Consider the following 12,980-nt stretch of genomic DNA (forward strand, 5'->3'; position numbering starts at 1 on the left):
GGTCAGCTGAGCCGACTCAGATGTCGAGGAAGCGAACGTCCTTGGCGTTGCGCTGGATGAAGGAGCGCCGGGCTTCGACGTCCTCACCCATCAGCACCGAGAACAGGTCGTCGGCCTGCGCGGCGTCGTCCAGGGTGACCTGGCCGAGCACGCGGTGGTCCACGTCCATCGTGGTGATGCGCAGTTCCTCGGCGTTCATCTCGCCCAGACCCTTGAAGCGCTGGATCGAGTCTTCCTTGATCCGCTTGCCGTTCTGCTTGCCGAGCTCGACCAGGGCGTCGCGCTCGCGGTCCGAGTACGCGTACTCGAAGTCGTCGCGGCCCCACTTGATCTTGTACAGCGGCGGACGCGACAGGTACACGTGCCCGGCCTCGACCAGCGGCCGCATGAAGCGGAACAGGAAGGTCAGCAGCAGGGTGTTGATGTGCTGGCCGTCGACGTCGGCGTCCGCCATCAGGATGATCTTGTGATAGCGGAGCTTCTCGATGTCGAAGTCCTCGTGCACACCCGTGCCGAAGGCGCTGATCAGCGCCTGGACCTCGGTGTTCTGGAGGATCTTGTCGATGCGGGCCTTCTCGACGTTCAGGATCTTGCCGCGGATCGGCAGGATGGCCTGGTACATCGGGTTGCGGCCGGACTTGGCCGAGCCGCCGGCCGAGTCGCCCTCGACGATGAAGATCTCGCACTGGGTCGGGTCGTTGGACTGGCAGTCCGACAGCTTGCCCGGCAGCGAGGCGCTCTCCAGCAGACCCTTGCGGCGCGTCAGGTCACGGGCCTTGCGGGCCGCGACGCGCGCCGTGGCCGCCTGGATCGACTTGCGGATGATGTCCGCGGCCTCGTTCGGGTTCCGGTCGAACCAGTCGTTGAGGTGCTCGTGCACGACCTTCTGCACGAAGGTCTTGGCCTCCGTGTTGCCCAGCTTGGTCTTCGTCTGGCCCTCGAACTGCGGCTCGCCCAGCTTCACCGAGATGATCGCCGTCAGACCCTCGCGGATGTCCTCGCCGGCGAGGTTGTCGTCCTTCTCGCGGAGGAACTTCTTCTCGCGCGCGTAGCGGTTGACCAGGCCGGTCATCGCCGCGCGGAAGCCCTCTTCGTGGGTTCCGCCCTCGTGCGTGTGGATCGTGTTCGCGAAGGAGTAGACGCCCTCGGTGTACTGCGAGTTCCACTGCATCGCGATCTCGACCGAGAGCATGCGCTCCTTGTCCTCGGCCTCGACGTCGATGACGGTCGGGTGGATCAGCTCGCCCTTGCGCGCGTTCAGGTACTTCACGAAGTCGACGATGCCGCCCTCGTAGTGGTACTTGACCGTGCGCGCCTGCTGGTCGTCGGTCTCCTCGGCGGTGTCCGCGCCCATCGTGGCCTTCGCCGACTCGCGCTCGTCCGTCAGCGAGAGGGTCAGGCCCTTGTTGAGGAAGGCCATCTCCTGGAAGCGGCGCGAGAGCGTCTCGAAGGAGTACTCGGTGGTCTCGAAGATGTCGCCGTCGGCCCAGAAGGTGACCGAGGTGCCCGTCTCGGACGTCTCCTCGTTCTTCAGCAGGGCTGCCGTCGGGACACCCAGCTTGTAGTCCTGGGTCCAGCGGTGGCCGTCGGTCTTGACCTCGACCGCGACCCTGGTCGACAGGGCGTTCACGACGGAGACACCGACGCCGTGCAGACCGCCGGAGACGGCGTAGCCGCCGCCGCCGAACTTGCCGCCCGCGTGCAGGACCGTCAGCACGACCTCGACGGCCGGCTTCCCCTCGGACGGCACGATGCCGACCGGGATACCGCGGCCGTTGTCGACCACGCGCACGCCGCCGTCGGCGAGGATCGTCACGTCGATGGTGTCCGCGTGCCCGGCCAGGGCCTCGTCGACCGAGTTGTCGACGACCTCGTAGACGAGGTGGTGGAGCCCGCGCTCACCGGTCGAGCCGATGTACATGCCGGGCCGCTTGCGGACCGCGTCCAGGCCCTCGAGGACCTGGATGGCGCTGGCGTCGTACGAGGAGGTGACCTCGCCGTTCTGGCCGACTGTGGACTGGTTGTCGTTGGGGTTGCCGGAATCGGCCACGAAGCGCCCTTTCTGGCACAGCACAGGCCGTACTCCGGGCCGGCAGGCATGCAAGCGGGAGCGGCTGCGTCGATCTGCGTTGTCAGCGGTGGTCAGCTTTACTCGACTGGATCCCGCGCGTGCGCGGGATTCTCGTTCAGTCTACCGGTATCACCCCCATGAATGGGCGTTTGCCGGTACCTGAGTCCGCATGTGCCGCCCGGAAACTCCTCTCTCCGACTCCCCATATCCAGGGAGGGGCTCAAAGAGGCTCACACGGGCATTGAGCGCTTCGGGCTGTCAACCTCCGGCTACCGTGAGGGACACCACCCGCACAGCCGTCCGTACGGGTGACCGCCCGATCCCTACTCACCCGTACGGGTGCCCGCGCCGGCGGGCATGCGAAGCCGCCCGCACGCAGTCGGACCGCGCCGGGTCGGCTCCCGTACTCACCCGTAGGTGTCCCCCGGGCCGGTGCTCCCCGGAGCCCGCCAGGGCCCGTACCGCTTCGGCCCGCCACCCGGCCCGTGGACCTTGATCAGCCGGACCGTGCCCTGCCCCAGGTCCGCGTTGAGCCGCGCCACCAGCTGCGGGGCCAGCAGCTTCAGCTGCGCCGCCCACGCCGAGGAATCGCAGCGCACCACCAGCTCGCGGTCCTCGTACTTGTCCGGAACGCAGTGCGTGGCGATGTCATGGCCGACGATCTCCGGCCAGCGCTCCATCACGCCCGCCACCGCCATCGGCATCTCCCAGCCGCGCTCCGTGCGCAGCCGGTCCAGCGCCGCCATCAGCGGCATCGGGTCCCGGCCGTCCGCCCGGGCGCCCGAGCGCAGGCCCGGCTGGTAGCGGCCCTTCTTGTTCTGCGCCGCGTTGCCGCGGGCCCGCGCCTGCTCGCGGGCCGCCGCCAGCGCCTGGCGCGCCAGGTCCACGCCGGAGGGTTCGGCCGGCTTGCGCGCAGGCTCCTGAGGTTCCCGCTCCTTGCCGCTCACAGCCGGGTCACCTCCCCGCCGGACACCGCGAACCGGGTCCCGACCAGCACCCCGGGCACGTCGTCGTCCACCGCCGCCGTCACCAGCACCTGCTCGCCCGGGGCCACCAGCTCCGCCAGCCGCTCCCGGCGCCGTGCGTCCAGCTCCGCGAACACGTCGTCGAGGATCAGCACCGGCTCGCTGCCCTCCGAGCGCAGCAGCTCGTAGGAGGCCAGCCGAAGGGCCAGCGCGTAGGACCAGGACTCGCCGTGGCTCGCGTACCCCTTGGCCGGCAGCTCGCCCAGGCGCAGCACCACGTCGTCGCGGTGCGGGCCGACCAGGGTCACCCCGCGCTCGATCTCCTGCTTGCGCACCTCGGCCAGCGAGCCGAGGACGACCTCGTACAGGGCCTCGCGGGTGCGCGCCTCGCCGCTGTCCACCTGCTCGCCCGCGGAGGACTTGTAGGCAGCGCCGAGCGGGCCGCCGCCGGGCGCGAGCTGCTCGTACGCCTTGTCCGCCAGCGGCAGCAGGGTCGCGATCAGGTCGAGCCGGTGGGCCAGCAGCTCCGCGCCCGTGCGCGCCAGGTGCTGGTCCCACACGTCGAGCGTGGACAGGTCCATGGAGCGGCCGCCGTGCCGGCGGGCCATCGCCGCCGACTTCAGCAGGGTGTTGCGCTGCTTGAGCACCCGCTCGTAGTCCGAGCGGACGGCCGCCATGCGCGGCGAGCGGGCCGTGACGAGCTCGTCGAGGAACCGGCGCCGCTCCCCGGGGTCGCCCTTGACCAGCGCCAGGTCCTCGGGGGCGAACAGCACCGTGCGCACGATGCCCAGTACGTCCCGCGGCCTGACCTGCGAGGACCTGTTGATCCGGGCCCGGTTGGCGCGGCCCGGGTTCAGCTCCAGCTCCACGAGCTGCTGCCGCTCGCCCTGGGTGACCGCGGCCCGGATGACGGCGCGCTCGGCGCCCATCCGCACGAGCGGCGCGTCCGCGGAGACGCGGTGGCTGCCGAGGGTCGCGAGGTAGCCGATCGCCTCGACGAGATTGGTCTTGCCCTGCCCGTTGGGGCCGACGAAAGCGGTGACGCCCGGGTCGAGGGGAACCTCGGCCCGGGCGTACGAGCGGAAGTCGGCCAACGAGAGATGCGAAACGTGCATGTGGCGCCGACCTCCCCCGGCTTCCTGCTGCTCTGCCGTGCTCCGCTCCACAGGCTGTGCACATCCCGACTGCGGCCTGTGGACCTGTGGAGCGGTTGTGGATTACTTCTTCTCGACCGCGTGGCCGCCGAACTGGTTGCGCAGCGCGGCGATCATCTTCATCTGCGGGGAGTCTTCCTGGCGGGACGCGAAGCGCGCGAAGAGCGAGGCCGTGATCGCGGGCAGCGGCACGGCGTTGTCGATCGCGGCCTCGACCGTCCAGCGGCCCTCGCCGGAGTCCTGCGCGAAGCCGCGCAGCTCCTGCAGGTGCTCGTCCTCGTCCAGCGCGTTCACGGCCAGGTCCAGCAGCCAGGAACGGATGACCGTGCCCTCCTGCCAGGACCGGAACACCTCGCGGACGTCGGTGACCGAGTCGACCTTCTCCAGGAGCTCCCAGCCCTCGGCGTAGGCCTGCATCATGGCGTACTCGATGCCGTTGTGGACCATCTTCGCGAAGTGGCCGGCACCGATCTTGCCCGCGTGCACGGCGCCGAACTCGCCCTCGGGCTTGAGGGCGTCGAAGATCGGCTGGACGGCCGCGACGTGCTCCTTGTCGCCGCCGTACATCAGCGCGTAGCCGTTCTCCAGGCCCCAGACGCCGCCCGAGACTCCGCAGTCGACGAAGCCGATGCCCTTGGCGGCCAGCTCGGCGCCGTGCTTCTCGTCGTCGGTCCAGCGGGAGTTGCCGCCGTCCACGACGATGTCGCCGGGCGAGAGCAGGCCGGCGAGCTCGTCCACGGTGGACTGGGTCGCCGCGCCGGCCGGGACCATCACCCACACCACGCGGGGGGCCTGCAGGCTGTCCACAAGTTCCGACAGGCTGTGGACATCGGCGAGGTCCGGGTTGCGGTCGTATCCGATGACGGTGTGGCCGGCGCGGCGGATGCGCTCGCGCATGTTGCCGCCCATCTTGCCGAGACCGACGAGACCAAGCTCCATCAGGTGGTTCCTTAAGCGTTGTGGCCGTCTGTGCCGGGGTGCTCCCCTGCCCGGGGACATCCCCCCGTGCCGAGCCTACGCCGGGCCGCGGCGCCCGGCGCCACGGGCACTCCGGGTGTCGGCGCCGAGGGTCCGGGCGGGCCGCGCACGAGGCTCCGTACGGGCTGCTGCAGGACCGCCGGAGGGTCCCTACAGGGCTTCTACAGGGCTTCTACGGGGCTTCGCGGGCGGGAGGCGGAACGCCCTCGGGCCCGGTCCCGCGGGAAGCGGGGCCGGGCCCGAGGGGCTTGCCGCGTCGTTTCCCGGTCTCAGCCGGAGAGGCGGACCGGCATGATCAGGTACTTGTACGCCTCGTCGGCCTCGGCGTCGACCGCCGGGCGGCCGCTGAGCAGCGCCGGCTTGGTGGACGTGGTGAAGCTCAGCTGCGCGGCCGGCGAGTCGATCGCGCTCAGGCCGTCCAGCAGGAAGGTCGGGTTGAAGGCGATCGAGATGTCGTCGCCCTCCAGCTTCGCGTCGACGCGCTCCACAGCCTGTGCATCGTCGGAGGAGCCGGCCTCCAGGATCAGCACGCCCTGCTCGAAGCTGAGACGGACCGGGGTGTTGCGCTCGGCGACGAGAGCCACGCGCTTGACGGCCTCGACGAACGGGGCGGTCTCGATCACGGCGACCGAGTTGAACTCCGTCGGGAACAGCGTGCGGTACTTCGGCAGGTCGCCCTCGAGGAGGCGGGTGGTGGTGCGGCGGCCGGCGCCCTCGAAGCCGATGAGGCCCTCGCCCTGGCCGGAGCCCGACAACGCGATGGTGACCGTGTCGCCGCTGGTGAGCGACTTGGCGGTGTCCAGGAGGGTCTTGGCGGGCACCAGGGCCACGGCCGAGGCCTCGGGGTCCTCGGGCTTCCACAGGAACTCGCGGACCGCGAAGCGGTAGCGGTCGGTGGAGGCGAGGGTGACCTTGTCGCCCTCGATCTCGATGCGGACACCGGTCAGCACGGGCAGCGTGTCGTCACGGCCGGCGGCGATGGCGACCTGCGCGGCGGCGGAGGCGAAGACCTCGCCGGGCACGGTGCCGGTTGCGGTGGGCATCGTCGGCAGCGCCGGGTATTCCTCCACAGGCAGGGTGTGGAGTGTGAATCGCGAGGAGCCGCAGACCACGGTCGCCCGTACACCGTCTGTGGAAATCTCCACCGGTCGGTTGGGGAGCGCGCGGCAGATGTCGGCGAGCAGCCGGCCGGAGACCAGGACGGTGCCGTCCTCCTCGACGTCCGCCTCGACGGAGACGCGGGCCGAAACCTCGTAGTCGAAGCCGGAGAGGGACAGCTTGCCCTCCTCGGCCTTCAGCAGCAGGCCCGCGAGAACGGGCACCGGCGGCCGGGCCGGGAGGCTACGAGCAGCCCAGGCCACCGCCTCCGCGAGTACGTCGCGCTCCACCCGGATCTTCACCGGAAACCGCCTCCTGCTGTTGCTCGCTCGTCTGCCGGCCTTCGTCGTCGGCTCGTCGATGCCTCGACCGATGCCGGGGACCAGTCTGACGTACGGCGCCGACAGTCGTTGCTGCTGGCGGTCAAGTCGGGAGCGAGATGTCGGGGAGGGCGATCCACGGAGTTGTGCACAGGTCCTGCTTGAAAACCGAAACCGGGCTAACTCTCTATGGGGGTAGTAGTAGGGCCTGTGGATACGGTGGATAACAGTGTTTTTGCAGGTCAGCCTGCGTTTTTTATCCCCACACCCTGTGGGCGACACCGGTGGACAACCAGGCGTCTCTGTGGAGAACGAAAACTTCTGCACAGGCCATCCCCAGATGACCCCGACTACTCCACAGGTGTGTCCCCAGGTTTTCCCGAGTACTCCACAACCCAAACGTCGACTTCGGTGTGACCGCTTTCACTCGGGGCGGTGACAGGGGCCTCCTCGTTGCCGAACAGTGGACAACGGTGTGGGGAAGTCGTCTGATCCTGTGCACAGGACCCGGGAAGCTGTGGACCACCGGTGGACAACGCGGTGGATGAACCTGTGGATGAATATTTCGTCCACAGCCTGTGGATAGTCGTTGCGCACAATTCCACAGGGGTCTGACCAGCTCTGATGGTGCCTCACACCTGGGCCCTGTGGACAGTTTTGTGGGTGGCGCGACCCGTCCCCAGGCTGTGGACGGAAGAAAGTCGCCCAATCTGTGGATGAGTTGCCTCCGAGGGGGCGTATTCGAACAGGTTGGGGGCGCACGCACGAAGAAGGGCGCCCCCGTAGTGACCCGGGAGCGCCCTCTCACAGCGTTTGAAGGGGCCTCGCAGGCACCCGTACGGCACGTACACAGAGCCGGCGTCAGCCGTTCTTGATGCGGTTGGTGAGCTCGGTGACCTGGTTGTAGATGGAGCGGCGTTCCGCCATCAGGGCGCGGATCTTGCGGTCCGCGTGCATGACGGTGGTGTGGTCGCGGCCGCCGAACTGCGCCCCGATCTTGGGCAGCGAGAGGTCCGTGAGCTCCCGGCACAGGTACATGGAGATCTGCCGGGCGGTGACCAGTACGCGGCTGCGCGAGGAGCCGCACAGGTCGTCCACGGTCAGCCCGAAGTAGTCGGCGGTGGCCGCCATGATGTCGGTGGCGGTGATCTCGGGCGAGCTGTCCTCGCCGCCGGGGATCAGGTTCTTCAGGACGTCCTCGGTCAGGCCCAGGTCGACCGGCTGCCGGTTCAGGCTCGCGAAGGCCGTGACCCGGATCAGCGCCCCCTCCAGCTCGCGGATGTTGCGCGAGATGCGGGAGGCGATGAACTCCAGCACCTCCGGCGGGGCGTTGAGCTGCTCCTGGACGGCCTTCTTGCGCAGGATCGCGATGCGGGTCTCCAGCTCGGGCGGCTGGACGTCGGTGATCAGGCCCCACTCGAAGCGGTTGCGGAGCCGGTCCTCCAGGGTGGCGAGCTGCTTGGGCGGCCGGTCGGAGGAGAGCACGATCTGCTTGTTGGCGTTGTGGAGCGTATTGAAGGTGTGGAAGAACTCCTCCTGCGTCGACTCCTTGCTCGCGAGGAACTGGATGTCGTCGACGAGCAGGATGTCCATCTCGCGGTAGCGCTTGCGGAACGCGTCGCCCTTGCCGTCGCGGATCGAGTTGATGAACTCGTTGGTGAACTCCTCGGAGCTCACGTACCGCACCCGGGTGCCGGGGTAGAGGCTCCGCGCGTAGTGCCCGATGGCGTGCAGCAGGTGCGTCTTGCCGAGGCCGGACTCCCCATAGATGAAGAGGGGGTTGTACGCCTTGGCCGGCGCCTCGGCGACGGCCACCGCGGCGGCGTGCGCGAAGCGGTTGGAGGCGCCGATGACGAAGGTGTCGAAGAGGTACTTGGGGTTCAGCCGGGCGGTCGGCTCCAGCGGTCCCGAGGTGGAACCGCCGGACGGCGCCGAGGGCGCGGGCCGGCTGGGCGCCGGGCGCGGGGCGGACTGCTCGTACTGCTGCTGCTCGTATTGACGGGAGTGCTGCTGACCCTCGTACTGCTGCTGCTCGTACTTCTGCTGTTCGTAGGAGCCCTGGTCGTAGGAGGAGGGCTCGGACTGCTGCATGTAGCCCGGCTGCGGGGAGGCGTACGGGTCGCGCTCGGGGAAGCCGCCGAGGCGGGGCTGCTGCCAGCCGTAGTCGTCCTGCTGGCCGCCGCGGGGCCAGGCGCCGGGCTCGGAGCGCTGCTGCTGGTAGTCCGGGTAGGCGGGGCGGGCGTTGGGGAGCTGGTCGTCGGCGGGGCCGGTGTGGCCGCCGGGGCCCGTGTGACCCATGGGACCGGTGTGCCCGCCGGGGCGCTGGCCGCCGTACGGTTCGTAGCCCTCGCGGGAGGAAGAAGCGGACGGGGCCGGGGGCGAGGGCTCGCCGGCGGAGTCGTCGACCGTGATGGCGATCCGGATGGGGCGGCCGCACTCGCGGCTGAGGGCGTCGCTGATGAGCGGAGCGAGCCGGCCCTCGAGGATCCGCTTGCCGTACTCATTGGGGACGGCGAGCAGCGCGGTGTCCGCGACCAGGGCCAGGGGCTGACAGCGCTCGACCCACTGCTTGTCCTTGGGCTCGATGCTGTTCTGTCCCTCCCCGAGGAGGCCTTCGAGCACCCTTGGCCACACTGCGGCAAGATCGGCAGGTACGTCAGCCACAGAGCACGCTCTCTCAAAGGGGGGGTCCCACGAATGTGTGGTTCTTTGGGACGGTCGGGACAAAAAATCCAGGGTCAGGCAACGGTAGTCAGGCCAGCGGGTACGGTTCAAGTCGTTGTCCACAGCCTGTGCACAGTGTGGGGCACCGTCGCCTCGGTTTGACCGGATGGCGTAGCCGCGCGTACCGTAACGAGGTCGAGTTGTCGATGGCTGCTGCCGCCTGCCTACCGATGGGCGAAGATCACTGGTTGTGATCGTTTTGCGGTGCCACTCGGGCGAACACGCGAGTTTTCTCCTCGTGGGCGCACGGTGACAGCCAGGCGATGTCCCGCCTAAACGATTTATTCTCTGGAGCCCCCGAGTGAGCAAGCGCACCTTCCAGCCGAACAACCGCCGTCGCGCCAAGACCCACGGCTTCCGCCTGCGGATGCGTACCCGTGCCGGTCGCGCGATCCTCGCGAACCGTCGTGGCAAGGGCCGCGCCGCCCTCTCCGCGTAACTGACGGGCGGATCGTGACGTCGTGCTGTCTCCCGAAAATCGGCTGAGGCGGCGCGAGGACTTCGCGAGCGCGGTACGTCGAGGTCGTCGGGCTGGTCGCCCGCTCCTCGTCGTCCACCTACGTACAAGCGGTGCAACGGACCCGCACGAGCCGGGGGAGATCGATCCCTCGACGCGTGCGGGTTTCGTCGTCAGCAAGGCTGTCGGCATCGCCGTCGTACGCAACCGGGTCAAGCGCCGTTTGCGCCATCTCGTCCGCGAGCGGCTGTCCCAGCTGCCCGAAGGTAGCCTGATGGTGGTACGGGCTCTGCCCGGAGCGGGTGATGCCGGTCTCGACGAGCTGGCCCGGGACCTCGATGCCGCACTGCTGCGGCTCTTGGGAGGCGTGGCTCGATGAAGTACCCGCTGCTCGCATTGATCAAGCTGTACCAGTGGACGATCAGTCCGCTGCTCGGGCCGGTGTGCCGCTATTACCCCTCGTGTTCGCACTACGGGTACACGGCCATCGACCGGCATGGTGCGGTGAAGGGGACGGCTCTGACCGCCTGGCGGATCCTGCGGTGCAATCCGTGGTCCCCGGGTGGCGTGGATCACGTCCCACCCCGGAAACGCCCGCGTTGGCACGAGCAGCTGCGCAGTGCGTTGCGTAGATCTCGCAATGCTCAAGGAGCTTGATTAGTGGACACGATTGCCAGTTGGTTCACCTTTATCACCACGCCCGTCTCGTGGATCATCGTTCAGTTCCACAAGCTGTACGGTGCCATGTTCGGCGCGGACAGTGGCTGGGCCTGGGGCCTGTCCATCGTCTCCTTGGTGGTCTTGATCCGTATCTGCCTGATCCCGCTCTTCGTGAAGCAGATCAAGGCGACGCGCGGCATGCAGGCGATCCAGCCGAAGATGAAGGCGATCCAGGAGCGCTACAAGAACGACAAGCAGCGTCAGTCCGAAGAGATGATGAAGCTGTACAAGGAGACGGGTACCAACCCGCTCTCCTCGTGCCTTCCCATCCTGGCGCAGTCCCCGTTCTTCTTTGCGCTCTACCACGTGCTCGCCAGCATCGCCAACGGCACGCCGATCGGTCAGATCGACGGCCCGCTGCTGGAGAGCGCGCGTAACGCGCACATCTTCGGTGCCCCGCTGGCGTCCAAGTTCACGGACAGCGCGGACAAGGTCGCCGCTCTGAACGCCTCGATCACCGACGTGCGGATCGTCACCGCGGTCATGATCGTGCTGATGTCGCTGTCGCAGTTCTACACGCAGCGCCAGCTGATGCAGAAGAACGTCGACCTCTCGGTCAAGACGCCGTTCATGCAGCAGCAGAAGATGCTGATGTACGTCTTCCCGCTGATCTTCGCCTTCATGGGCATCAACTTCCCCGTCGGTGTCCTCGTCTACTGGCTGACCACGAACCTGTGGACCATGGGCCAGCAGATGTTCGTGATCAACCGGAACCCCACCCCGGGCAGCCTGGCCCAGGACCAGTACCTGACGCGCCTGCTGAAGCAGATCACCTCGCACGGCGAGCTCAAGAGCCGGGGCAAGAAGAAGATCGTCGCGGCGATCGTGGCCAAGGGCCCGGACCGCAACGACAACGAGCGCAAGTTCATCACCGGTCTGACCAAGCAGGGCCTGGCCGCGCAGGCGGACGGCTCCGTGGCGAAGAGCGTCGAGGCGACGGTCGACTCCGATGCGGCCGGCGGTGGTACCCAGAAGCGGCAGCAGCCCAAGCGGCAGTCGAAGTCGCAGCGTCAGACGCCCCCCAGCAAGCCCTCTCCCAAGAAGTAAGAAGGAGTCCCTCCCGTGACGGAAGGCACCACCACCGCCGCCGCTGAGAGTGGCGACACCCTGACCCGCCTCGAGCAGGAGGGTGAGATCGCGGCCGACTACCTTGAGGGTCTGCTGGACATCGCCGACCTGGACGGCGACATCGACATGGACGTCGAGGCGGACCGCGCCTCTGTCTCCATCGTCAGCGACTCCGCGCGCGACCTGCAGAAGCTCGTGGGCCGCGACGGCGAGGTGCTGGAGGCTCTGCAGGAGCTGACCCGCCTCGCCGTGCACCGCGAGACCGGGGACCGCAGCCGGCTGATGCTGGACATCGGCGGCTTCCGGGCGAAGAAGCGCGAGGAGCTGACGGCGCTCGGCGCCAAGGCCGCGGAGGACGTGAAGACGTCCGGTGAGCCCTTGAAGCTGGACCCGATGACCCCCTTCGAGCGGAAGGTCGTCCACGACGCCGTGGCGGCCGCCGGTCTGCGGAGCGAGTCCGAGGGCGAGGAGCCGCAGCGCTTCGTCGTCGTACTTCCGGCCTGACCGGAAGCTTGAGTGTCCGGCCCCGTCTGTCTCGCAGGCGGGGCCGATCTTTGTCAGCCTGGCAGTGACGGCAGTGATGCCGTGGGTTCACAACCATGCGGTACGGAAGGACGGTCCCCGTGACGGAGGCAGCTGAGCTTCCCCCGATGCCCGAAGAAGCGCCCCAGGCACCTGAAGAGGCGCGTGTGGTGTTCGGCGAGCATTTCCCGGAAGCTGTGCGGTACGCGGAGCTGCTGGCGGACGCGGGTGTCAAGCGGGGCCTGATCGGGCCGCGCGAGGTGCCGCGGCTCTGGGAGAGGCACCTGCTGAACTGTGCCGTGCTCTCGGAAGTGGTGCCCGAAGGCGTCACCGTGTGCGACGTGGGTTCGGGCGCCGGCCTCCCCGGCATTCCGCTGGCCCTGGTCCGCAGGGACCTGAAGATCACGCTGCTGGAGCCGCTGCTGCGCCGCACGAACTTCCTCCAGGAGGTCGTGGAGCTGCTGGGGCTCGACCATGTGACGGTGGTGCGCGGGCGGGCCGAGGAAGTCCTCGGCAAGCTCCAGCCGGTGCACGTGGTGACGGCGCGCGCGGTGGCTCCGCTGGACCGGCTCGCCGGATGGGGCGTACCCCTGCTGCGCCCGTACGGCGAGATGCTGGCGCTGAAGGGCGACACCGCCGACGAGGAGCTGGTGGCGGCGAAGGCCGCGCTGACCAAGCTCGGTGTGGTGAAGACCTCGGTGCTGCACGTGGGCGAGGGGATCGTGGACCCGCTCTCCACCGTGGTGCGGGTCGAGGTCGGGGAAAGCCCCGGCGGGGTGCGGTTCGCGGCGAAGCGGGCCAAGGCCGCCCGGACCAGCCGGACGCGCCGGCGCCGCTGAGCCCGTGTTCTGGGGCGTGTTGCGCCCTATAGGTATGGATTTCGGAGTGTCGTAGCGGCCGGAT

At 68.6% G+C, this 12,980-nt stretch carries 11 protein-coding genes and 1 pseudogene; 6 read left to right on the top strand and 6 right to left on the bottom strand.

Annotation, left to right across the window (positions count from 1 at the left end):
* Window positions 1–16 precede the first annotated feature (16 nt).
* From gyrB to dnaA, 6 genes are all read right to left on the bottom strand, one after another.
* Window positions 17–2,074 carry a DNA topoisomerase (ATP-hydrolyzing) subunit B gene (gene gyrB / locus OG898_RS12125; RefSeq protein ID WP_323184844.1) on the bottom strand — a complete coding sequence of 686 codons (2,058 nt, stop codon included), beginning with the start codon at window positions 2,072–2,074 and terminating at the stop codon, window positions 17–19.
* Window positions 2,075–2,478: 404 nt separating this feature from the next.
* The gene (locus OG898_RS12130) at window positions 2,479–3,018 is read right to left on the bottom strand and encodes a DUF721 domain-containing protein (RefSeq protein WP_250738646.1); all 540 of its coding nucleotides are present in this window, start codon (window positions 3,016–3,018) and stop codon (window positions 2,479–2,481) included.
* Complete coding sequence (gene recF / locus OG898_RS12135) at window positions 3,015–4,151, bottom strand: DNA replication/repair protein RecF (protein WP_250738645.1); 1,137 nt, start codon at window positions 4,149–4,151, stop codon at window positions 3,015–3,017. Before recF ends, OG898_RS12130 begins: the two co-directional genes overlap by 4 nt.
* Before the next feature lie 102 nt (window positions 4,152–4,253).
* Window positions 4,254–5,189 (bottom strand): phosphogluconate dehydrogenase (NAD(+)-dependent, decarboxylating), encoded by a 936-nt coding sequence (gene gnd, locus OG898_RS12140; protein ID WP_323182621.1) that lies wholly within the window; start codon window positions 5,187–5,189, stop codon window positions 4,254–4,256.
* A 248-nt stretch (window positions 5,190–5,437) separates the two neighbouring features.
* Window positions 5,438–6,568 carry a DNA polymerase III subunit beta gene (dnaN, locus tag OG898_RS12145; protein ID WP_243331110.1) on the bottom strand — a complete coding sequence of 377 codons (1,131 nt, stop codon included), beginning with the start codon at window positions 6,566–6,568 and terminating at the stop codon, window positions 5,438–5,440.
* An 879-nt stretch (window positions 6,569–7,447) separates the two neighbouring features.
* Window positions 7,448–9,250 carry a chromosomal replication initiator protein DnaA gene (gene dnaA / locus OG898_RS12150; RefSeq protein WP_250738643.1) on the bottom strand — a complete coding sequence of 601 codons (1,803 nt, stop codon included), beginning with the start codon at window positions 9,248–9,250 and terminating at the stop codon, window positions 7,448–7,450.
* 361 nt (window positions 9,251–9,611) lie between these two features.
* Here dnaA and rpmH point away from each other — a divergent pair, with 361 nt between their 5' ends.
* The 6 genes and pseudogenes from rpmH to rsmG all read left to right on the top strand — a co-directional run bounded on the left by rpmH (window position 9,612) and on the right by rsmG (window position 12,916).
* Entirely contained in the window at window positions 9,612–9,749 is a 138-nt protein-coding gene (gene rpmH, locus OG898_RS12155) for a 50S ribosomal protein L34 (RefSeq protein WP_008741645.1), read from the top strand.
* Window positions 9,750–9,771: 22 nt separating this feature from the next.
* Window positions 9,772–10,146: a ribonuclease P protein component gene (gene rnpA / locus OG898_RS12160; protein ID WP_250738642.1), complete on the top strand. Its 375-nt coding sequence runs from the start codon at window positions 9,772–9,774 to the stop codon at window positions 10,144–10,146.
* A pseudogene (gene yidD / locus OG898_RS12165) lies at window positions 10,143–10,397 on the top strand (membrane protein insertion efficiency factor YidD); the annotation flags it as partial. The gene rnpA and the pseudogene yidD, both read left to right, overlap by 4 nt.
* Before the next feature lie 30 nt (window positions 10,398–10,427).
* Window positions 10,428–11,534 carry a membrane protein insertase YidC gene (gene yidC, locus OG898_RS12170; RefSeq protein WP_250738641.1) on the top strand — a complete coding sequence of 369 codons (1,107 nt, stop codon included), beginning with the start codon at window positions 10,428–10,430 and terminating at the stop codon, window positions 11,532–11,534.
* 15 nt (window positions 11,535–11,549) lie between these two features.
* The gene (locus OG898_RS12175) at window positions 11,550–12,059 is read left to right on the top strand and encodes a R3H domain-containing nucleic acid-binding protein (protein ID WP_250738640.1); all 510 of its coding nucleotides are present in this window, start codon (window positions 11,550–11,552) and stop codon (window positions 12,057–12,059) included.
* Window positions 12,060–12,205: 146 nt separating this feature from the next.
* Window positions 12,206–12,916: a 16S rRNA (guanine(527)-N(7))-methyltransferase RsmG gene (gene rsmG / locus OG898_RS12180; protein WP_250738639.1), complete on the top strand. Its 711-nt coding sequence runs from the start codon at window positions 12,206–12,208 to the stop codon at window positions 12,914–12,916.
* Window positions 12,917–12,980: the final 64 nt, after the last annotated feature.

The sequence above is a fragment of the Streptomyces sp. NBC_00193 genome (assembly GCF_026342735.1).
Lineage (GTDB): Bacteria > Actinomycetota > Actinomycetes > Streptomycetales > Streptomycetaceae > Streptomyces > Streptomyces stoeckheimensis.

Bases quoted from the DNA above. Each gene is read 5' to 3' on its own strand.
- recF (WP_250738645.1), bottom strand. From the start codon at position 4,151: ATGCACGTTTCGCATCTCTCGTTGGCCGACTTCCGCTCGTACGCCCGG.
- gnd (WP_323182621.1), bottom strand. From the start codon at position 5,189: ATGTCCCCGGGCAGGGGAGCACCCCGGCACAGACGGCCACAACGCTTA.
- rsmG (WP_250738639.1), top strand. From the start codon at position 12,206: ATGCCCGAAGAAGCGCCCCAGGCACCTGAAGAGGCGCGTGTGGTGTTC.